The organism is Rhodococcoides fascians NBRC 12155 = LMG 3623 (genome assembly GCF_001894785.1).
GTDB classification, from domain to species: Bacteria; Actinomycetota; Actinomycetes; order Mycobacteriales; family Mycobacteriaceae; genus Rhodococcoides; species Rhodococcoides fascians.
In genome coordinates this window covers 1,170,038-1,191,966 of sequence record NZ_BCWW01000001.1, presented here as the reverse complement: position 1 = coordinate 1,191,966, position 21,929 = coordinate 1,170,038, and the positions used below count along the sequence as shown (strand labels likewise).

The window sequence follows — 21,929 nt, the reverse complement described above, 5'->3', positions numbered from 1 at the left end:
CCCGAACTCCTGGTCCGGGTGAGATATTGACGGATACTGTTGCGGGACAATCACTTAGAAATATTCACGGCACACCCTGGGAAACCATCGACGAGCTGCGTTCGATGACGCCGCGGGGCAGCGCGGCCGCGACTGCGGTGGCCACCACCATGGTCGCGGCCAGCCCGAACAACACCGTCCGCTGAGACGCCAGATAGTCCGCGGCAACCGGCTCCGCAGGAAGCAGACCGAAGTACAGGGCCCCGGTCACCGCGGTTCCCACAGCCGATCCCACTTGTTGGACGGTCGGCAGAATTCCCGAGGCCGAGCCGATGGCGTGCGGGGCCACCCCCGCGACGATGGTGCTCTGCAACGGCGCGATCACCGACCCGAGACCCGCGCCGAGTATCCCGAGCGGCACGACCGCCCACCAGGGAAAGCCTGCACGGTTCAGATATTCGGTGGTGACTCCGAGAACGAGCAGAGCCAGTCCCATGGCAGCCGCGCCGGCCGCAACGACGCGAGAATCCCAGTGGTGGTACGAGATCGGTGCGGCCACCGACGCGAGCACCGCCCCGAGAGCGAAGGGAACAGTGATCACTCCCACCGTCGACGCGCTCTCACCCAGTCCGGATTGCAGTGTCACCGACATCGTCAGAACGAACCCGGTGAAGGTCCCGTACACGAGAGCCGATACCGCGCATCCCACGGGGAATCCTCGCTCACCGAAGACGCCGATGTTCACCATGACGTGTGCTCCTGCAGCACGTCGACGACGCTCCCACATCGCGAACCCGGCGAGTGTCGTCAGACCGAGCGCAACCGCGGGCAACGCTGCGGCGACACTCGAGCTGATCATGACGGGACAGACGATCAGCAGGGACCCGATCGACCACAGGACGGCACCGACCGGGTCGAACCGTCCGCCGTGTCCGGCCGGGACCTGCTCGGTACCCGATGCCACGAACCTACGGCCGAGAACGATCGCCGCCGCCGCGATCGGGACGTTGATCAGAAACAGTGCTCGCCAACCGGTTCCGAGGATATCGAGGTGCAGCAGCGCTGCGCCGATGGACGGCCCGGCGAGTCCGGCCAGCCCCGCGGTGCCACCGTACAGCGCGAACGCGGTGGTGCGCCGCGTGCCGGAGTAGGCCGCTGTCACGATCGCCACCGTCTGCGCCGACATCGCCGCTCCCGCGAGCCCCTGGAGCACGCGAGCGAGGACGAGCAGTTCGACGGTGGGCGCGTAAGCGCAGAGCACCGACGTCACCGCGAACAGTGCAGTGCCCGTGCCGAATACCGTTCTGCGCCCGAACACCTCACCTGCGCGCGCCATCGTGAGCAGCGCGCAGGCGACGGCGAGCAGATACGCCGTCGGGATCCAGACCTGCTGGGTGCCCGACGCGTCGAGGTCACGCGCGATCGTCGGCAACGCCACGGTGACGGCGGTGACGTCGATCATCTGCATCGTGACGGCCAGCAGGCAGGCACCCAGCGTCAGCCACGACCCGCGGCGAGGGAGCGTCATACCCTGCTGACGTCCGGAAGCTCGTGGGCCAACACGTGAGCCTCGGGTGGCTGTGGGATGTAGTCGCCCTTGTCGACCACGGCGGCGTAGATTTCGGAGATCTTGGAGAAGTACAGGTCGATCGAACGATCGGCCTCGTCGGTGCCCGGGTACAGGAACTCGACGCCGGTGTGGTCCTCGAAGCGGTTGATCCACATGAAGACTTCCTCGGAACTGCCGCGGTTGCCGTAGAGACCCGCTCCCGCCGCATCCAATTCGGCTTCGCCCGGCAACTTGCGAACGTCGACGTACGAGATCATCGGCGCGGTCCATCCCGGCTGCGTCGTGATTCCGTGTTCCGGCAAGGCCAGCTCGAGCACCCGGTGGTACGAGGTGTTCGCCAGCAACTTTCCTGAGTCGAATGCTGCCTGTGCGAGCACTGCGAGGGTACGGAACGTCGGCTGCTCACCGAGGTCGAATTGCACCGGAATCAGGCTCGAATACCACCCGATCGACGCGAATTCGCCCGGGGTCGCCCGAGTGCTCTTGGGCGTCAGACCGAGGTAGCTGCCCCGGCCGGCGAGCTCGTACTCCGCCAGAGCTGCGGCGGCGAAGATTCCGCCGATGAACTTGACTCCCACGGCTGCACACGCCTCGTCGACTGCCTGCGCGGTGGCACCGTCGAACAACGGGAACGAACTGTGCGAGGTCCGCGTGTAGTCGGCGCTGTTGCGTCCCAACGGAAGTGGGAACGTCGGCAGATCGCCCCCGTTGTCGGTGACCAAGTCGATCCAGGTCCGAACCGCAGGGCTCTCGAGAGTCGTCGCGTCGCTCTCGAGGCGTTCGCGCTGGCAGTACTCGAGGTAGCTGCCCGGGGTGAACAGGCCGTCGGACTCCCCCGTCACCGCGTTGCGATAGAGCTGGCGCAGTTCGTAGTAGGTCAGGGCCTGCGAGATGCCGTCGGTGTCGAGGTGATCGACCGCCGCGTACACCACGAAGTGATCGTCGTGTTCGATCGTTCCGAACGAGAAGCAGTCCCAGCTCTCGGGGCCGGGCGTGCTGTCCTGCACGTGACTCCGAATGGCCTCGGAGTCCGCAGGCGTTCCGAAATCGGTCGCTTCGAGCGCGATGTCGGCGACGTCGACGAGGTGGCGCGTCGAACCCTCGGCCGTCGTCGAGAACCAGCTACGGAACGAATCGTGTCGGGTGACGAACGTGTTGAATGCTCGTCCCATCGCGGTGCGGTCCAGTGCGCCTTCGATCTTGAACGTCACCAGGCACAGCCGGGAGAATCGGAACGACGATCCCCGGTTGCGGTAGGCGGCTTCGAGATACGCCTGCTGGATGTGCGAGGGCGGTGCCGGGTGAACGGGCGCAGCCGCGGCAGCAGCTCGTGAGGCGACGGTGGGTGACCACGTGGTGAGCGGTCCTGGAGCGGGCTTCCACTCGTCGATGAGTCCGAATGCGACCACGACACAACCTTTCGAAGGAGACAGAGCGATTCGACGCGGCGAGGTGCGTCGGAGGGGCCAGTGCATCACCCGGGCAGAGGCCGAGAAACCCCGTCGACGAGCATTTTGGAAAATTGACAACGATTCGCGGGATATCTGTGTCAGAACTGAAGGATCGTCAACATTGTTGTCGGCACCAGTGATTCGCATTACCGTCCAAAGGCACATCGCGCTCGCCGGAGGTTAGTCGTGCGTGGCTCCCACAATGTCAGGAACCGTTGATGCCCAGTCGATTTCGCCTCGGTCAGGCGACCTTGTCGGCGCTGAGTGTGCTCGCTACCGTCGTCGTTCTCCTATCGACTACGGCGGGGTCGGCTTCCGCCGACACCGTCTCGTCGGTGGTCGGCGTCGAGGGAGTTGCCGACCGACGAGACATCGTATGGGTGCATTCGGCAGCCATGGACCGCGATATCCAGCTCGACGTATTTCGGTCGGCGCAGCCCGGTTCACCCACGCTCTATCTACTCAACGGAGCGGCGGGCGGTGACGGGGGAAGCAGCTGGTTCGATCAGACCGACATCGCCGGCTTCTTCGGAGACAAGAACGTCAACGTGGTGGTTCCGCGGGGCGGCGCTGCGAGCTATTACACCGACTGGTTGCACGACGATCCGGTACTGGGCCGAAACATGTGGTCCACCTTTCTCGGTCGCGAACTTCCTCCGGTGATGGATGCTCTGCTCGACGGCAACGGGGCCAATGCGGTCGCCGGTATATCGATGGCAGGCACGTCCGTTCTGCAGTTGGCCATCGCCCATCCCTCGGTGTATCGATCCGTCGCCGCGTTCAGTGGATGCGCACGCACCAGCGACCCGGTGGGCGCGATGTACGTCAGGTCCGTCGTCGAGGCCCGCGGCGGTGGGTCGACCGCCAACATGTGGGGACCACAGGGCAGCGCCGACTGGATTGCCAACGACCCCTACGTCAATGCCGAGGGGCTGCGCGGCATGGCCGTCTACATCTCGTCCGGAACGGGAGCGCCCGGTGCGTTCGACGTGCCGGGCGGCCCCGGTATCGGCAGCGATTACGGCAAGCTCGCCCAACAACTCGCCGTCGGCGCAGTGATCGAAGCGACGACCGATGTGTGCTCGCAACAGATGCAGAAACGGTTGCAGGAGTTGAACATCGAGGCCACCTACAACTTCCGACCCAACGGGACCCATTCCTGGGCCTACTGGCAACAGGATCTGCACGATTCGTGGTCGGTGATCGCACCGTCGTTGGGGCTGCCGACCGGCCCGTCCTGAGCCGTGCACTCCTCGAGCGATGACGAAGGAAAAGCGATGAACCGAACCGACGTTGCGGGCACTCCGGCTCTGGCTGCCACCTGGGCCCGCTCACCGTGGCCACTGGCAGACATCATCCGGGCCAAACGTGGCCGGACCGTCTCGGTCGTGCTGCCCGCTCTCGACGAGGAAGAGACCGTCGCCGGCGTCATCGCCTCGATGACTCCCCATCTGGGCAGCCTGATCGACGAGCTGGTGGTGCTGGATTCGGGATCGACCGACCGCACCGCGGCGCGGGCCCGCTGCGCCGGTGCCACCGTCGTCTCCAGGGAGGACGCCCTACCCGGCACACCCGTGGTTCGCGGCAAGGGTGAAGCGCTGTGGCGCGGAGTGGCCGCCACCTCGGGCGACCTCGTGGTGTTCGTCGACTCCGATCTGGTCGATCCCGGTTCGCACTTCGTTCCCTCCCTCGTCGGTCCACTGGTCATGTCCGACGACGTCGAGTTGGTCAAAGGCTTCTACCGTCGGCCGCTGACGATCGGTGACACCACCGATGAGGACGGCGGCGGCCGCGTCACGCAGCTGACGGTACGTCCTCTGCTGACGGCGCTTCGGCCCGAACTCGCCGGCGTCTTCCAACCCTTGGGCGGGGAATACGCCGCGACTCGTCGCCTCCTGGAAGCACTTCCGTTCGCCCCCGGCTACGGAGTCGAGATCGGTGTACTGCTCGATACGTGCGACCGGTTGGGTATCGGCGCGATCGGCCAGGTCGGACTGGGAACCCGACGGCATCGAAATCGGCCGACGTCCGAGTTGGCTGTCATGAGTCGGCAGATCATCGCCACGATGTTCTCGCGCCTGGGTCTGAGCGATTCCGGAGCCGGGTTCACCACGTTCTCCACCACCGGAACTCAGCTCTCGATGAGCGTGGCACCGTTGTCTCTCGTCGACCGTCCCCCACTGACCACCCTGGACGAATACAACCGCCTCACCCGATGCCCGGCGATGAGTGCACCCGGCTGATTCGAGCGCGGTTCCACGACAACCTCACACCCCTGCTACCGACTGAGCGCCCATGTTTGCGCCCGAGGAGGGTCGCGCGGTCGGAAAAATGGGTGCGCACTATCGAAACGTCTGCGCCACAACACAACACCCCGCCCCACTGAGTGTGGGACGGGGTGTTGTCATGGAACGGAGTATTACTTTCCGGCCTCCGCGGCCCGCAGATCCTTACGAAGAATCTTGCCGGCCGCAGACTTCGGCACGATGTCGATGAACTCGACGCGTCGGACCTTCTTGTGCGGGGAGACGCGCTCGGCGACGAACGCGATGATGCCCTCTTCGTCGATCGTGGCACCCTGCTGGCGGACGACGAACGCCTTGGGGATTTCCTCGCCCTCGTCGTCGAGAACACCGATGACGGCCGCGTCGGCGATTTCCTCGTGCGTGAGCAGCAGCGCCTCGAGCTCCGCCGGGGGCACCTGGTAGCCCTTGTACTTGATCAGTTCCTTGAGGCGGTCGACGATGTAGACGACACCCTCGTGGTCGGCGACGGCGATGTCGCCGGTGTGTAGGTAACCGTCGGAGTCGAGGGTCTCCGCGGTGGCGGAAGGATTGTTCAGGTATCCCGCCATCACGTTCGGTCCCTTGACCCACAGCTCGCCCGGCTTGCTCAATCCCTCTGTGGGCAGCTCGATTTCCTCGAGCGTGCCCGGGTCGACGAGCTTGTTCTCGGTGTTGGCCAGTGGCTGGCCCACCGAGCTGAGCGGCATGTCGTCGCGATCGAACGGGATCGCGTGGCTGACCGGGCTGAGCTCGCTCATGCCGTAGCCCTGACGCACCCGCGTGTTCAAGCGCTTGGCGACGGCCTTACCGAGCTCCTCGTCCAACGGTGCAGCGCCGGAGAAGATGGTGTGCACGCTCGAGAGGTCGTACTGATCGATCATCGGGTGCTTGGCGAGCGCGACGGCCACCGGCGGGGCGATGAACAGGTAGGTCAGCTTCTGGTCCTGAATGATGCGCAGGAACTCGACGAGGTCGAACTTCGGCATCGTGACCAGGTGCGCGCGCAACTTGAGGGCGATGTTGAGCAGCACCGTCAGTCCGTAGATGTGGAAGAACGGCAGCAGCGCCAGGATCGCGTCGTTGCTGTCGATGCCCACGCGCGGTTCCATCTGGGCCACGTTGGCGACGAGGTTGCGGTGCGTGAGGATGACGCCCTTGGGCACACCCGTCGTGCCGGACGAGTACGGCAGCACGGCAACGTGCGTCGCCGGATCGAACGAGACCTCGGGAGCAGGCGCGCCCTGGGTGAGCAGATCCCGCAGACTCGGGTGGCCCTCGGCGCCGTCGAGCACGATGACGTGATCGGCGTCGATACCCACCTTGTCCGCGGCGGCCTTGGCCTGCGGGTACAGCGGGGAGACGGTGAACAGGAACTTCGCGCCCGAGCCGGTGAGCTGCTTGGCGATGTCCTCGGCGGTGTACAGCGCGTTGATCGTCGTCGCAGTTCCGCCGGCACGCAGAATGCCGTGCAGCACCGATGCGAATGCGGGGACGTTCGGCGAATGCAGTCCGACGACGTCGCCGACCTCGAGCCCACGGGCAGCGAGCGCCCCGGCGATCGCGTCGACCTGGCCGATCAGGCTCTTGTAGGTGGTGACGTCACCCGACGTGCCGTCGATGAGCGCAGGCTTGTCCAGATCGGACTCGGCGATGGACCCGAACAGGAAGTCGTAGACGCTCAGATTCGGGATCTCGACGTCGGGAAAGGGACTGCGGAAGCTCATGGCTCTCCTTCGAAAAACTGCGGCAACAATGATCGAACCTTACAGTGAAAGCGGTCACATCGGACTTACGACCCTACCGCTGAGTCAGATGGCGAAACCGTCAACTCCTGGACGCGTACGGTTTGCCCGCCGCGGCCGGTCCTCGCACGTGGCCCACCAGGCCGGCCACGGCGAAAATGGTGACCACGTACGGCAGCATCAGCATGAACTCGCTCGGCACCGGGGACCCGATGATGCCCAGTACGTTCTGCAGATTCGACGCGAAGCCGAACAGCAATGCGGCCAGGGTGGCCCGCACCGGATCCCATCGGCCGAAGATGACCGCGGCGAGTGCGATGTAGCCGGCACCTGCGGTCATCTCCTTGCCGAAGGCTCCGACGGACCCGAGCGTGAAATACGCACCGCCGAGCCCGGCGATGGCACCGGCGAGGCAGACGTTCCAGAACCGCGTTCGGGCCACGTTGATCCCGACGGTGTCGGCGGCTTGCGGATGCTCACCGACGGCACGTAGTCGCAGACCCCATTTGGTGTGAAACAGACCGAAGAACACCAGGGCCACGGCGATGTACATCAGGTACACGATGAGCGTCTGCCGAAAGAGCACCGGCCCGAGGATCGGAATCTGCGAGAGCACCGGAATGTCGATGCGCGCGAAGCGCGGTGGTGAGTTGAGCGTTTCGGCGTTCTTGGTGAGCACCACCGAGTACAGGAAGCTCGTCAGTCCCACGACGAGCACGTTGAGCACCACACCGACGATGACCTGATTGACGAAGTAGCGAATCGAGAACACGGCCAGCAGAGACGCCGTCAGTGCGCCGGCGACCAGAGCGGCGAGCAACGCCACGTAGGTCGAACCGGTGATCGACGCGACGACGGCGCTGACGAAAGCCCCTGCCAGCAGCTGCCCTTCGATGGCGATGTTGATGACGCCGACACGCTCGGAGATCACTCCGCCCATCGCACCGAAGATCAGCGGTGTGCTCAAAGCGACCGCGCCGATGAGCAATCCGGGCACGGGGATCGTCTCCCCGTCCGCGGCCCACGCGAGGAATCCGAACACGAACAGCACTGCGAACACGGCGAGCAGCCACAACGGCGTCGACCGGTAACGCGACGCCAACAGGGCCGCGTAGCCGGTGATGACGGCCAGTAGTACCACCACGACCAGGCCGGCACCGTACGACGGTACGCCGACGGCGGGCAGTGCGAAGAAGTCGTCTTCCGAGGCCAGCGCGAATGTACTTGTGCCCGAGCCCTTTCGGACCACGAACAGCACCAACGCCAGCAGTGTCACGACCCCGAGGATCGACGGCGCTTTCCAGCTGCGGCCGAGTACTACCCCGGCGGGGGCGTCGACGGAGGTGGTCACAGTGCACCCACCTTCGCGGTCTCGGCTTTGGCGAGTTTCTCTTCACCGGGTTTGGGCAATCGGAACACCGCTCGCACCAACGGCGGTGCGGCGATGAACAGCACGATCACCGACTGCACGACGAGCACGATGTCGATGGGTACGCCCTCGGCCGCCTGCATGGCGAACCCGCCGGCCTTGAACGCGCCGAACAGGATTCCCGCGAAGAAGACGCCCCACGGTTTGGATCGCCCGAGCAGGGCCACGGTGATGGCGTCGAATCCGATACCGGCGTCGATGTCGGCACTGAAGCCGGTGGTGACCGTACCGAGCACCTGAGCCACGCCGGCCAGGCCGACGAGAGCTCCGGACAGGATCATCGCGTAGAGGTAGATGCGGTTGACGTTCATGCCGGCGACGCGTGACGCGTGCGGGTTCTCACCGACGGCACGGAATCGGAATCCGAGGCTCGATCGTTCGAGCAGCCACCACACCGCGACCGTCACGAGGATGACCAGCACGAACCCGAGATGCAGGTTGTACTTGTCGCCGAACAGCTTCGGGAACACGGCCGTCGATTCGATGGGGGCCGTCTTCGGATTGTTCGATCCCGGTGCCTGCAACGCACCGGGAGTACGCAGCAGGTACGAGATGAGATAGAACGCAACGTAATTGAGCATGATCGTGACGATCACCTCGTGAGCACCGGTGCGGGCCTTGAGAAATCCGGCGATGCCGCCCCAGACCGCGCCGCCGACAACGCCTGCGACAACGGCCACCAGCAGATGAATGCCGGCAGGCAGGCTCACCCCGAAACCGACCCAGCCCGCACATGCGGCGGCGATCAGCATCTGGCCACGACCACCGATATTGAACATACCGACCCGAAAGGCAAGGGCCACACCGAGTCCGGCGACGATGAGCGGCGTCGCGAACGTCAACGTCTCGGTCAACGGCCGGATCCCGTTCTCGAACCCCGGACGACGGAAGTTGTACACCGACCCCTGGAACAGCGACGAATACGCGCCGGACACCGAATCCCAGATCGCCGTCAGCATGTCCGACGGACGGGAGAAGAAGTAGCCGGCCGATTCCTGGACGCCGGAGTTGGTCGCGGCAATGAGGACGGCACCGACGATCAGCGCAAGCAACACCGCGAGAACCGAGATGATCGCACTGCCGGTGAAGATCTGCCGAAGTACGACATGAGCTTTCGACGGCTGCTCGGTCTCACTCACCGCGCTCGCCGCCCATCATCAATCCGAGTGTTTCGCGGGACGTATCCCCGGGGACGATTCCCACGATTGCTCCTCGATACATGACGGCTATGCGGTCGGCCAGTGCGGCGACCTCGTCCAGTTCGCTCGACACCACGATGACCGGGATCCCCGAATCCCGGGTGGCGACGATGCGCTTGTGTACGAATTCGATGGATCCCACGTCGATTCCGCGAGTGGGCTGCGCGGCGACGAACAGTCGCAGATCGCGGCTCAGTTCGCGTGCGAGTACCACCTTCTGCTGGTTACCACCGGACAGGCGTCCGACGGCGGTTCCGATTCCCGGTGCCCGCACGTCGAATTCGGTCAGTTTCTCCGACGCGAACGTGTCGAGATACTCCCGCTGTACCGCTCCGCGCCGCACGAACGGCTCGCTGATGGAGCGGTCGAGCATCAGGTTCTCGGCAATCGAGAACTCCCCCACCAGGCCGTCGACGGTCCGGTCCTCGGGCACGAACCCCACGCCGGCGTCGAGCACCTGCTGAACTGTCGCCCCGACGAGCGAGCGGCCGTCGAGGGCGATCTTTCCGGATACGTTCTCCTGCAAGCCGAGTAGCGCCTCGACGAATTCGGTCTGGCCGTTGCCCTGCACGCCGGCGATGGCGAGGATTTCTCCCGCGGCGACCTCGAGACTGATGTCGTCGACGGTCTTGTTGCCCTGGGCGTCGAACACCGACAGGTTCTCGACGACCAATGCTGCAGCACCCGGCTCGGCCGGTTCCTTCGAAACGGTCAGCTGCACATCACGTCCCACCATCAACGCGGCGAGTTCGGTGTTGCCTGCCGTCGGCTTCGCTTCGCCGACGACCTTGCCGAGCCGGATAACGGTGATCTTGTCTGCTACTTCGCGTACCTCACGGAGCTTGTGGGTGATGAACACGATGGTGGTGCCCGACGCCGCAAGTTCCCGCATGATCCGCATCAGATCGTCGGTTTCCTGCGGCGTCAGCACGGCCGTCGGCTCGTCGAACACGAGCACCTTGGCTTCTCGAGAGAGCGCCTTGACGATCTCGACCCGCTGCTGCACGCCGACGGGGAGATCGTCGACGAGAGCATCGGGGTCGAGGTCGAAGCCGAACCTCGCGGATATCTCTCGTACCAGCTTTCGTGCTGCCACGAGGTCGAGTCGTCCACCGAGCGAGGTGGTTTCGTTGCCGAGCACGATGTTCTCGGCCACGGTGAACACCGGAATCAGCATGAAGTGCTGATGCACCATGCCGATTCCTGCAGTCATCGCCTCGCCCGGTCCGGCGAAGTTCTGCTCGACGTCGTCGAGCAGGATCTGGCCCTCCTCGGCGCGGTACAGGCCGCTGAGCACGTTCATCAACGTAGACTTGCCTGCACCGTTCTCACCGAGGAGGCAGTGGATCTCGCCGGATTCGACCGTCAGATCGATGTGATCGTTGGCGATCAACGAGCCGAATCGTTTGGTTATACCGCGAAGTTCGAGCTTCATATCCCTTTACGACCGGGGCTACTTGGGTGCCGACGGCGATTCGACGGTGATGGACCCGTCGACGATGCCGGCCTTGATCGTGTCCAGTTCGCCCTGCAGCGCGGGGTCGACCTGGGACTCGAAGTCGTGGAACGGCGCGATGCCGACGCCGTCGTTCTCGAGGGTGCCCACGTACGGGCTGTTGTCGAACTTGTCTGCACCGGAGTTGGCCACTACCTCGTCGACACTGGTCTTGAGGCCCTTGGTCACCGAGGTGAGCAGCAGGTCGCCGACCGACGGGTCCGACTCGAAGACGTCGGCGTCCGCACCGATCAGTGCGACCGGACGAGAGGAGTCCCGAATGGCCTGCGCCGCACTCTGATAGATGGGTCCACCGACCGGGAAGATGACGTCGGCGTTCTGGTCGATCAGGCCCTGGGCGGTGTTCTTGGCGACCTCGTTGGCGGTGAATCCACCGGTGAACGAGCCGTTCTGGGAAGGCACGTCCCAGCCGATGACGCGGACTGCCTTGCCCTTCTGCTCGTTGAAGTAGTTCACACCGTCGGCGAAACCATCCATGAAGATGGTGACGGTCGGCAGCTGCGAGCCGCCGAAGGTGCCGACGACTCCGGTTTTGCTGTAGCTGGCGGCGGCGTAACCGGCCAGGAATGCCGACTGCGACGCGTCGTAGGTCAGCGGCTTGACGTTCGGCAGATCGATCGAGGAGTCGTCGATGATCGCGAAATCGATGTCGGTGTTGGCCTCGGCCGCGACCTTGGTGGCGTCGGCCAGGTCGAATCCGACGGTGACGATCAGGTTGCAGCCCTGATCGACGAGGTTGTTGATGTTGGGGGCGTAGTCGGTGGGCGACGTGGACTCGACGGTGCGCGGCTCGACGCCGAGCTCGCCAGCAGCCTCGGTGAGTCCCTCGAATCCGAGCTGGTTGAACGACTTGTCGTCGAATCCGCCACTGTCGGAGACCATGCAGGGCAGGAAGTCACTCGAGCCGCCCCCGCCCGATCCTTCGTTCTCGGGTGCGGATCCACAGCCTGCGATGAGGGCGATGGCACCGAGCGACGCGACGCCGCCGAGTGCTGCCTTCCGCGTACTCGTGCGGGTAACGAATGACAAGATGTCCTCCAATATCGATGTGTGTTTCGTCTGTTTCGGGACGGTACTCGCGCGAACCTGGGTGCGCAGGATTTCACTCAGGTATCGGTGTCGGGCGCGACCTTGCCGGTCAAGGTTCCGCCTTTGCCGAGTACCCGTGCTTCGTCCTCGCGCACCATCACTGCCGGGCCCGCGGCGACCACCGATGGATTCGACGGCGTACCGGGCTTGAATACGTTGAAGAATACGTTGAGCACCACTGCGACAATGCTTGCGGCACTGATTCCGGAATGGAACACCGTGACGAACCAGTCCGGGAACTCGTCCCAGAAGTCGCTCGCAACAACAGGAATGAGACCGAAAGCCAAGGTCACCGCCACGATGACGACGTTGGCGTTGTTGTCGTAGTTCACCTTGCCGAGGGTGCGGATTCCACTGGCGGCGACGGTTCCGAACAGGGCGATTCCGGCACCGCCGAGCACGGGCAGCGGAACCACGCCGACCACCGCAGCGAGAACCGGCGAAAGACCCAGCAGCGCAAGCACGCCGCCGCCCAGGGCGACGACGAAGCGGCTCTTGATGCCGGTCATCGCAACCAGTCCCACGTTCTGTGCGAACGCCGTCGCCGGGAACGTGTTGAAGATGGGGGCGACGGCCGAGGAGACCATGTCTGCGCGCAATCCGTCGCCTACACGTCGGGAGTCGACGTCGGTTCCGACGACCTCTCCCACGGCCAGGATGTCGGCCGTGGTCTCCACCATCACCACCAGGATCACGATCGTCATCGACACGATCGCACCGACGGCGAAGATCGGCGAGCCGAAGGCGAACGGGGTGGGCACCGCGACCACCGCGGCGTCCCCGACGCCGCCGAAGTCCGTCTTGCCCACGATCAGTGCTGCGATCGTCCCGACGACGAGCCCGAGCAGGATGGACAGGCGCGAGAGCACCTTGATCTTGGTCATCACCAGCACCGCGAGAAGGGTGAACATCGCCAGTCCGATGTTGCCGGGGTCCAGGTACAGGGGGTTCGGCGCACCGCCCACCATCTCCTGGCCGGTGATCCAGCGTGCGGCGACCGGCATCAGCGACAGCCCGATGACGGTGATGATGCTTCCGGTCACCAGGGGTGGGAAGAAGCGGACGATCTTCGAGAAGAACGGGGCGATGGCCAAACCGATCAGCGCGGCCACCAGGACGGCCCCGAGGACCGTGCGGAGCCCGGTTCTACCGTCCTCGGCGCTGCCGATGATGGTCAGCACCGTCGACACCGATGCAAACGAGATGCCTTGCACCAGCGGCAGTTGCGAGCCGAAGAAGGGCACTCCGACGGTCTGCAGCACGGTCGCGACGCCACTGACGAACAGCGCGCACGAGATGAGCAGCGCTTGATCGGCCCCGGACAGGCCCGCTGCTCCGCCCACGATGATCGGGACGGCGATGACACCGCCGAACATGGACAGAATGTGCTGCATGCCGTAGCCGAACATCTGCAGCAGCGGCGGGCGAGTGTCCTCGGGCCTGGTCATGACCTCAGGCTAGGAACCGGACGTTACCGAGGGCAATACCCAGCCGTTTCCGGCGAGTTACGGATGTTCCGGCTCGTCGCTGCTGCCACTGGCCACCAGGTGCTCGAACGCCTTCAGATTCGCGAGCGATTCACCGCGTGACACACGCCAGGCCCATTCGCGCTTGATCGACTCCGCGAAACCCAGCTCGAGCAACACGTTGAAGTCGCCGTCGGCGGCCTCGAGGGTCTGACCGAAGATCCGATCGAGTTCGTCACCGTCGACGGCGCGCAACGACATTCGGCCCACCAGGTAGATGTCACCGACCTTGTCGATCGTGTAATGCACTCCGTACAGCCGACGGTTGCGACGCAGCAGGTATTTGTAGACGCCCTCGAAGTTCTCGTCGGGCTTGCGGCAGACGAACGCCTCGATGCGCACCCCGTGGTGTCCGACGGTCAACATCGTCGTCGTCTTCAGTTTGCGTTCCCCGGGCAGTTCGACGGTGAACACCTCGCCGCGCCGCGTGTAGTCCAGTTCGCGATCCTTCAGGACCCGGTCGATCAGTTCGGCGGTTTCGCTCATGCAGTCACTGCTCCCGATCTGCGCAATTTCGACAATCCTCGGACTCGTCGCGGCGAGAATTCACTGGGTGCCTCGCCTCGATCGAAGTGGAATCGGGCCTGCCGGTAGCTCTCGATCAGGCCGTCCGCGGTGTGTTCCCACGAGAAGTTTCGCGCATGGAGCGGTGCGGCAATTGCCATCTCGGACAACGCCGCTCGATCGACGAGCATCGACGCCAAGGCGTCGGCCCAGTCCGTGATGCGGTGTCCCTGCACCAGTCGCCCGGTTTCACCGGATCGCACCGCGACACCGAGCCCGCCGACATCTGCTGCGAGAACCGGTGTTCCACAGGCCTGGGCTTCGATCGCCACCAGACCGAACGATTCGTTGTAGCTCGGCACCGCCACGAGATCGGCGGCTCGGTACACCTGCGCCAGGCGCGCGGACGGCTGCGGCGGCATGAACGTGACGTGCGGGGTGATCCCGAGCGTATCGGCCAGATCGATCAGACTGTCGGGTCGGTCCAACCCGCTACCGGACGGTCCGCCGACGATCAGGATCCGCAGCGGCATGCTCGGATGTCGTTGCAGCACTTCGGCAGCCGCAGCGACCAGAACGTCGGGGGCCTTGAGCGGTTGGATCCGCCCGACGAACGCGACGACGGCCTCGTCCTGCGAGAGTCCGAGTGCGGCACGTGCAGCCCGCTTGTCTCCCGGATTGTATTGCGCCAGATCGGCTCCCGGGGCAACCACGTCGATCGACTCCTGCCGAGCCCCGTAGATCTCGACGAGCGATTTCGCTTCCTCGGTGGTGTTGGCGATCAGCCGATCGGCCTCGGCGACCACCTGCTGCTCACCGATCTGACGGGCCGCGGGCTCGGGTGCGTCGCCCTGAGCCAGGGACGCGTTCTTGACGGCGGCGAGGGTGTGCGCCGTGTGCACCAACGGCACTCCCCAGCGGTCACGTGCCAACCACCCCACCTGACCCGACAGCCAGTAGTGCGAATGAACCAGGTCGTAGTAGCCGGGCTCGTGCCGAGCTTCCTCGCGGAGCACCCCGGCCGCGAACGCACACAGTTGAGTGGGCAGGTCGTGTTTGTCCAGACCCTCGAACGGCCCCGCGACGATGTTGCGTACCAGCACCCCGGGAGCGGCCTCGACGACCGGCGCATCGCTCGACGACGTCGCGCGGGTGAATATCTCGACCTCGACGCCGCGTTCGGCCAACTGCTTGGCGCTCTGCAGTACGTAGACGTTCATTCCCCCGGCATCGCCCGTTCCGGGCTGCGCCAGCGGGGAGGTATGCAAGGACAACACAGCGACCCTGTTCAGCCGGCGTCCAGTCACTTCTTCAGCGTGCACGCCTCCACATTACGTCGCCACGTCTTCCGCTTCGCACGGCCTGCGCTTTTGCTCACCCGTCCAGACCGTCGACGAATTCGCTCACCTCGCCGAGAAAGCGCTGCGGATCGGCCACGAACGGGCCGTGGTCGACGCCGTCCCAGTACGACGCGCCGGCTCCGGGAATGAGGTCCGCGGCGTGCCGACCGGCCGAGACATCGACGACGGTGTCGTCGGTTCCGTGCAGCACGAAGGCGGGGACATCGAGGTTGCGCAGCAGCTCGTCGTGGCCGACGGTGCGATCGAACAATGCGGCGCGAACCCTCGGCCGGGTGGACAGGGTCAGCCCGAACAGGGCCTGCGCTTCGGTGCCCTTTCCCTCGACGGGGCCTGTCAACGCATTACCGAAACTACCCAGCGCCTTGATGGCGATACGCGGTTCTTCCGCCATCGCCCCGGGGATCGCCGCCCGCATGGCCGTGCCCACCCGTCCGCCTGCCTCGCCTCTGCCGATACTCGTGATCGCGCCCACGAGCACGATGCCCGCGATCGCGTCCGAGCCGTGTGTCGCGAGATAATCGCAGATCACCAGCCCGCCGTACGACCACCCCAGCAGCACTGCGCCCGCCGTGATGTTCTCGGCGTCCAGCACCGCGGCCACGTCCCCGGCCCAGATCTCCGAGTCGTCGTATCCGGCCTCGGGGGCATCGGAGTAGCCGTGGCCACGCAGGTCGACGGCGACGACGCGGTAGCGCGAGGACAGATCGGCCAGCAGCCCGTCGCCCCAGCACGCCGAACTCTGCGCCCACCCGTGCAGCAGAACCAGCGGTCTCGCCGCCGGGTCACCGGTGACGCGATAGACGATGTTCGTTCCGTCGATGCCGGTGGCCTGCCGAACCGGTCCTGCTGCAGGGGTGCTCATGTGGGGTCAACTTACGCGGCTGCTCGGCGCATCGAGGCCAGTGGATCCGAGTACAGGGAACTGAGCGAAACCACCGTTGCGGCGAACTCCTGCACCCTGTCGCCGAATCCGGTGACCCGAATGTCCCTGCGCGGCAACATCGAATTGGCGGCGAAGGCCTCCCCCACGTGCGGAATCCCGGCGGGGTACGCCGTGAACGCCTGGCCACCGAGTACCACTCGATCCGGATTGAACATGTCGCGTAACAGGGCGACCGTCCGACCCAACGTGACGGCCCGTTCGACGAGCAAGTCCCGGGCCGCCTCCGAGCCGTCGGTCGCGGCTCGGTACACGGCGGAGATAGTCGGCCGGGCTCCGCGGGCTACGCTCGCGAAAATTTTGCGGTCGATCGCCGCGGTCACGATCGCGCGATCGCTGACGGCCGCTTCGAGGCAGCCCCGGTTGCCGCAGCTGCACAGCACCGACGAGCCGGTGGGCAGGTGAGCGATCGACCCGGGTCCGCTGGACGGAGTGTGCACGCGGCCGTCGATCGTCAGCGCCATGCCTGCGCTTTCGCGTGCATAGAAGTAGAGCGAGGTGCCGGTGCTGCTCGGCGGAGCAGCGGCGTCCGATACGCGGGGCGCGAGCAGAAGTTCCGACGCCGCCATCGCTTCGACGTGGCCGGAAACAGAGATCGGTAGCCCCAACCCACCGCCGATGACACCCGCCACCTGGGCATTCTCCCAGCCCAGACGCGGATGATCGACGGTGCCCGTCGTCGTGTCGACACGGCCGCCGAGGGCAACCCCCACCCACAGTGGGGTGCGCCGATGCCATCTGCCGGCGAAGGCCCCGGCGCTGCGGGTGATCGAAGCGAGCGCCGCATCGGCGGACCCGCTCGGCGTGGGAATCTCCACAGCCCCAAGGATCTTTCCGCGCGGGTCACTGACGATGATCCCGGTGACGACGGCACCGATATGGATCCCGATGGTCGAGAACGGCTCGTGATTGACCTCGAACGGCACGCGGGGTCGTCCGATCGCACCGGCGGCCGTGAGGTCCGCGCGCTCGCGCAGCAATCCGACGCCGAGCAGAGCAGAGACCTGACGATTGACCGTGGCAATGCTCAAACCCGTTGTGCGCGCCGCACTGTCACGCGAGACCGGGCCCTCGACGCATGCGACCCGCAGTACCGACGCCGCGGGACTGTCGGCAATCCGAAGATCGGGCGCGACGAGCTGGACCCGCGATCGCAGCGGGGTGTGGGAGGTGGACCGCGCCGGCGAGCGCAGCGCGGTGGGGCGAGAGTGGTGGTGCAGCGTGGATACGGACATCCGTCGTGTTCCTCAGCAGTGGAAAACTCTCGTCTCGTGTGCAACGTCGACGAAAGAGCGAAGTGATGCAGGTCAAGGGGTGAGGCGGACCGGAGAGGTCCACGTCACGCGAATCGACTGCCCGTAGCGCGAGAAGGCTAGAGACAGGTTCCTTGGCCGAGACAACACAATTCCCGAGGAAGCGGGAGGCGAGACCCGAGGGACGCGGTCACATAGGTGACCCGCATCGCGGTGGTCTCGCTGGCGGACATGAACCCAAAATTAGCACTCGAAGCCCGATTGTCCAATCGGGCCCGTCCGGATGCGCTGTTTCTCCCGAACTAGAATTTCTCCATGACCTCGCCCGAACACATCGCACCCGAAACCCGCATCGCCGTCGTCACCGGAGCGAGTTCCGGCATCGGCGCGGCCACTGCGCGCCAACTCGCCGCCGACGGATTCCACGTCGTCATCGGCGCACGCAGGCTCGACCGCCTCGAAGAACTGGCCTCGGAGATCGGCGGCACCGCCCTGGAACTCGATGTGACGGACGAGGATTCGGTGGCCGCCTTCACCGCCGTCATCCCCCGCGTCGACGTCCTGATCAACAATGCCGGTGGCGCAAAGGGATTGGCCCCGGTGATCGACGCCGACCTCGACGACTGGCGCTGGATGTGGGAGACCAACGTTCTCGGCACACTCCGCGTCACGAAAGCGTTGCTGCCCAAGCTGATCGATTCCGGAGACGGCCTTATCGTCACCATCACCTCCGTCGCGGCATTCGAGGCCTACGATAACGGCTCGGGATACACCTCCGCCAAACATGCTCAGGCCGTACTGCATCGGACGCTGCGCGGCGAGCTGCTCGGCAAGCCGGTGCGGCTGACCGAGGTTGCACCGGGTGCCGTGGAAACCGAATTCTCACTGGTTCGCTTCGACGGCGACGCGGCCAAGGCCGACGCGGTCTACCAGGGCATCACGCCGTTGGTCGCGAGCGACATCGCCGAGGTGATCGGCTTCGTCGCCTCCCGCCCGTCGCACGTCAATCTCGACCAGATCATCATCAAGCCACGCGATCAGGCCGGTCCGGGGCGCTTCTCCCGCAAGTAACCCATGTGAGTGGAACTTCGTAGTGGGCTACGAGGTTCCACTCACATGCGCGCAGCGCTCTACCCAGCGGGCGCAGGTGCCGTTGTCGTCGCGGGTGCCGTTGTCGCAGGCGTCGTCGTCGCTGGTGCCCCGCCGGCAGGGAGCGCCGACATCGACTCCCACGTCTGCCAGTCGATGGCCCAGTCGTACAGGTCGCCGTCCGCTGCGGAGAGGTCGATGCGGGTGCCGGTGACCTCCACCGGATCGCCGTACATCGCCGTGCCGAAGTACTGCTGCGCGTCCTCCGTCGAGAGGTTGATACATCCGTTCGTGACGTTCGATGCGCCCTGCACGCCGGTGGTCAGCGGGTTGGCGTGAATGAACTCGCCATTGTTGGAGATGCGCACCGCCCAGCGTTCGCGCACGTTCTCGTAGAACGGCGGGTTCGACATCAGGAAGTCCTCGTGCTTCTCGGTGACGACGTGGATGCCGCTGCGGGTGACGTTGCGATCCTCGTTGCCCTCGCCGTAGCTGACGGGAATGTCCATGATCGTCGCGCCGTCACGCACCACCTGCATGCGGTGGCTGGTGGCGTCGGCGACGACGACCTGGCTGCGTCCGATACTGAAGTTCAGGGTGACGTCGTCGGCCCCGTAGGCACCGTCGCCGTAGTTCACGCCGTAGAGCTTGGCGTTCACCGAGACCGTCGTGCCGGGCGTCCAGTAGTTGGTGGGACGCCAGTGGATGCGCGAGCCGTTGTCGTCGGGGAACCACGCCCAGGCACCGGGCGTCGGCGGATTGGTGGTGACGGTCAGCGCCTTCTCGACGGCTGCCTTGTCCTCGATCGCCGAGTCGAACTGCAGGATGATCGGCGCTGCAATGCCGACTTCCTGGCCGTCGCCGATGTTGGTGCTCACCGAGGTGCGGCTGTCCGGTTCGACGGTGGTGAAGCTGCCCTCGATCGGCACGGTCTTGTTGTCCGCGCCGACGGCGGAACCGGACCACGTGTATTTCACCCCGTACCCGAGTGGCTCGGTGACGGCGTAGGACGCCTTGTCGGGTGCCAGCGCACCCTGAACGATCTTGCCGTCCGGGTTCGTCAACTCGACCTGGGTGAGCGTTCCGTTCGTCACCGACACCGAGATCGGTGCCACCGGGCTGACGTCGGTGGCACCTTCGGCCGGGTTCTGCGTGATCTGCGCGACGGGCGCTGCCTCGGTCGTCGGTGCCGAAGCACCGGGGCCTTTGTCGCCCGATCCGACGGTGCAGCCGGCTACTAACGCAATCAGTGCGACAAGCACGGTGACCAACCACACCATGCGCGTCCGTTTTGTCTGTTCTACCTGCTCATGCACGTTGTCCAACGTACCTGCGTCTGCGAACTACCCCACATTTCCCATTGTTTTTGGGGGCAGTCTCACAGCGAACCGTCGACGACGAGTCAGAGCTTCTGCGAGCGCAGCTCGTGTCCCTTCGACGTCAGGCACCGGCCCGAGTCCAGGTTCCAGTCCCAGCCGTGCAGGTTGCAGGTGAGCTTGTTGCCCTCGACGATGCCGAACTTCGTCAGGTCCGCCTTCAGGTGCGGGCAGCGACGTTGAATTTCGTAGCCGCCCATCGTGATGGTGGCCGTGTCGTCGTGCGCCTCTGAGAACCAGCCGTCGGCGTAGGCGATGCGTTCGTCGGTGAGGCACTTGAAGAACGTGTAGAGGAATTCGTTGTACCCGCCGACGCGTCGGGCCCGGAACCGGGTGGACAGGAAGATCGAGTTGACCCAGTCCGGCTCCTGATCACGCACTGCGGTGCGTACGAGTTCCGGCGGGATCGTGAAGCTGTATCGGAACTTCTCGTTCGAGATAGGCTCTCGAACAATCCTTTTCGGGAAGTCCAGCACAACCGTCTCGTCACCCATCGTGATCCCGACGGGGTAGCCGATGCCATCACAGATCAGATCCGTCTGAGCCATGATCGGCTCGAACAGTCCGCGCAGCGGCTCGAGCAGCGACTCACCCTCGGCCGGTGCCCAGCCGGCCTTCTCGGCTGCGATGACCGACGCCTGACGCTGGGCGTAGGCCTCGATGTAGTCGGCTTTGCCGGTGGTGAAGATGGCTTCGGCGTCGGCCGTGGGGATGGGATGCTCGTGGGACTTCAGATCCGAACCCTCGAATGTGGCCGTCGTGCCCGGAATCATCAGCAGACCCTTGTCGTGCCCGTGCAGTCGCATCTGCTCGAGAAACACCATCTGGTCCGGGAACACGTTGGCCGGGTCGCCGTAGACGTCGTTGAGCGAGCGCAGTTCGTCGTCGAGGAAACACGGCGGGCCCGCCGACGGAATGACCCACGTGGAGCCGACCTGCTCGATATACTGACGCGCACGATCCATCTGTCGCTGACGCTTCTGGATACCGAAATTCCGCTTCGCACGCGAGACCATGTCGTAGACCATCGGGTACCAGATCGCGCCCGAATACTGCAGCATGTGGACGTCGACGGGACCGAACTGCTCGGTCATCATGTCCAGGTCCACCGGCCGCGCGTCGTTCATGTTGAACGCGACGGTCTTCCCGTCGGACACCACCAGGCCGGAGTCGCCGATCGGGCCGTCGGCAGGCGCGCGAAGCGCGATGATCATGATGTCGAGATCACCCTTGGGCCCGGTCAACGTGTGCTTGACCGAGTCGGTGGTCTCGTAGAACTTGTGGAAGCCGAGCTTCTCCAGCTCGTGCTTGAGATCGAGCACCGGGTAGTCCGGCAGCAACACCGTCGCGTCCTTGTTGACGTGTTCGGCCAGGTTCTTCGGATCGAAGTGGTCCTTGTGCAGGTGCGAGACGTAGAGGTAATCGCAATCACCCAACTCGTCCCAGTCCAGGCCCGAGTTGTCGGGGAAAGGGAACCACGACGCGTAGAAGGACGGGTTCACCCACGGATCGCACAGGATGCTCCCCGCCTCGGTCCGAATATGGAATCCCGCGTGCCCCACGCTGGTGACCTGCACTGACTTACCTCCTACGAGCCGAACTCTCGAATCTCCATCGTAT

17 protein-coding genes are annotated in these 21,929 nt (G+C 65.0%); 3 read left to right on the top strand and 14 right to left on the bottom strand.

Going from position 1 to position 21,929, the window contains the following annotated elements; genetic code table 11:
* Positions 1-64: 64 nt before the first annotated feature.
* Positions 65-1,507: an MFS transporter gene (locus tag RFA01S_RS05995; RefSeq protein WP_052060510.1), complete on the bottom strand. Its 1,443-nt coding sequence runs from the start codon at positions 1,505-1,507 to the stop codon at positions 65-67.
* Positions 1,504-2,958, bottom strand: a complete 1,455-nt coding sequence (locus tag RFA01S_RS05990; protein ID WP_032406478.1) for a condensation domain-containing protein — start codon at positions 2,956-2,958, stop codon at positions 1,504-1,506. Before RFA01S_RS05990 ends, RFA01S_RS05995 begins: the two co-directional genes overlap by 4 nt.
* Before the next feature lie 260 nt (positions 2,959-3,218).
* On the opposite strand from RFA01S_RS05990, the gene RFA01S_RS05985 reads away from it, so the two are divergent.
* Both RFA01S_RS05985 and RFA01S_RS05980 read left to right on the top strand, forming a co-directional pair.
* Positions 3,219-4,241 (top strand): alpha/beta hydrolase, encoded by a 1,023-nt coding sequence (locus RFA01S_RS05985; RefSeq protein ID WP_027498369.1) that lies wholly within the window; start codon positions 3,219-3,221, stop codon positions 4,239-4,241.
* A gap of 36 nt (positions 4,242-4,277) precedes the next feature.
* Positions 4,278-5,243, top strand: a complete 966-nt coding sequence (locus RFA01S_RS05980; RefSeq protein WP_032365200.1) for a glucosyl-3-phosphoglycerate synthase — start codon at positions 4,278-4,280, stop codon at positions 5,241-5,243.
* A 176-nt stretch (positions 5,244-5,419) separates the two neighbouring features.
* Here the strand turns inward: RFA01S_RS05980 and RFA01S_RS05975 are convergent, their stop codons facing one another.
* The 10 genes from RFA01S_RS05975 to RFA01S_RS05930 form a co-directional block, all read right to left on the bottom strand.
* Entirely contained in the window at positions 5,420-7,009 is a 1,590-nt protein-coding gene (locus RFA01S_RS05975) for an AMP-binding protein (protein ID WP_032365199.1), read from the bottom strand.
* Between the two features lie 100 nt (positions 7,010-7,109).
* Entirely contained in the window at positions 7,110-8,378 is a 1,269-nt protein-coding gene (locus RFA01S_RS05970) for an ABC transporter permease (protein ID WP_032406479.1), read from the bottom strand.
* Entirely contained in the window at positions 8,375-9,595 is a 1,221-nt protein-coding gene (locus RFA01S_RS05965) for an ABC transporter permease (RefSeq protein WP_032365197.1), read from the bottom strand. The genes RFA01S_RS05970 and RFA01S_RS05965 overlap by 4 nt, the downstream gene beginning before the upstream one ends.
* Complete coding sequence (locus tag RFA01S_RS05960; RefSeq protein ID WP_032372349.1) at positions 9,588-11,090, bottom strand: ABC transporter ATP-binding protein; 1,503 nt, start codon at positions 11,088-11,090, stop codon at positions 9,588-9,590. Before RFA01S_RS05960 ends, RFA01S_RS05965 begins: the two co-directional genes overlap by 8 nt.
* 18 nt (positions 11,091-11,108) lie before the next feature.
* On the bottom strand, positions 11,109-12,200 hold the full coding sequence (locus RFA01S_RS05955; protein WP_228139285.1) for a BMP family lipoprotein: 1,092 nt from the start codon (positions 12,198-12,200) through the stop codon (positions 11,109-11,111).
* A gap of 77 nt (positions 12,201-12,277) precedes the next feature.
* Positions 12,278-13,708: a nucleobase:cation symporter-2 family protein gene (locus RFA01S_RS05950; RefSeq protein WP_032406480.1), complete on the bottom strand. Its 1,431-nt coding sequence runs from the start codon at positions 13,706-13,708 to the stop codon at positions 12,278-12,280.
* A 57-nt stretch (positions 13,709-13,765) separates the two neighbouring features.
* On the bottom strand, positions 13,766-14,272 hold the full coding sequence (locus RFA01S_RS05945; protein WP_032365194.1) for a type III secretion system chaperone family protein: 507 nt from the start codon (positions 14,270-14,272) through the stop codon (positions 13,766-13,768).
* The gene (gene mshA / locus RFA01S_RS05940; RefSeq protein ID WP_032369922.1) at positions 14,269-15,597 is read right to left on the bottom strand and encodes a D-inositol-3-phosphate glycosyltransferase; all 1,329 of its coding nucleotides are present in this window, start codon (positions 15,595-15,597) and stop codon (positions 14,269-14,271) included. The genes RFA01S_RS05945 and mshA overlap by 4 nt, the downstream gene beginning before the upstream one ends.
* A 67-nt stretch (positions 15,598-15,664) precedes the next feature.
* On the bottom strand, positions 15,665-16,513 hold the full coding sequence (locus RFA01S_RS05935) for an alpha/beta fold hydrolase (RefSeq protein WP_032406481.1): 849 nt from the start codon (positions 16,511-16,513) through the stop codon (positions 15,665-15,667).
* An 11-nt stretch (positions 16,514-16,524) separates the two neighbouring features.
* The gene (locus RFA01S_RS05930; protein ID WP_032406482.1) at positions 16,525-17,826 is read right to left on the bottom strand and encodes an ROK family transcriptional regulator; all 1,302 of its coding nucleotides are present in this window, start codon (positions 17,824-17,826) and stop codon (positions 16,525-16,527) included.
* 333 nt (positions 17,827-18,159) lie between these two features.
* On the opposite strand from RFA01S_RS05930, the gene RFA01S_RS05925 reads away from it, so the two are divergent.
* On the top strand, positions 18,160-18,915 hold the full coding sequence (locus RFA01S_RS05925) for an SDR family NAD(P)-dependent oxidoreductase (RefSeq protein WP_032365191.1): 756 nt from the start codon (positions 18,160-18,162) through the stop codon (positions 18,913-18,915).
* A 59-nt stretch (positions 18,916-18,974) separates the two neighbouring features.
* On the opposite strand, the gene RFA01S_RS05920 is transcribed toward RFA01S_RS05925, so the two are convergent.
* Positions 18,975-20,213, bottom strand: a complete 1,239-nt coding sequence (locus RFA01S_RS05920; RefSeq protein ID WP_081371267.1) for a L,D-transpeptidase — start codon at positions 20,211-20,213, stop codon at positions 18,975-18,977.
* Positions 20,214-20,335: 122 nt separating this feature from the next.
* The gene (locus RFA01S_RS05915) at positions 20,336-21,886 is read right to left on the bottom strand and encodes an MBL fold metallo-hydrolase (RefSeq protein ID WP_032406483.1); all 1,551 of its coding nucleotides are present in this window, start codon (positions 21,884-21,886) and stop codon (positions 20,336-20,338) included.
* Positions 21,887-21,929: the final 43 nt, after the last annotated feature.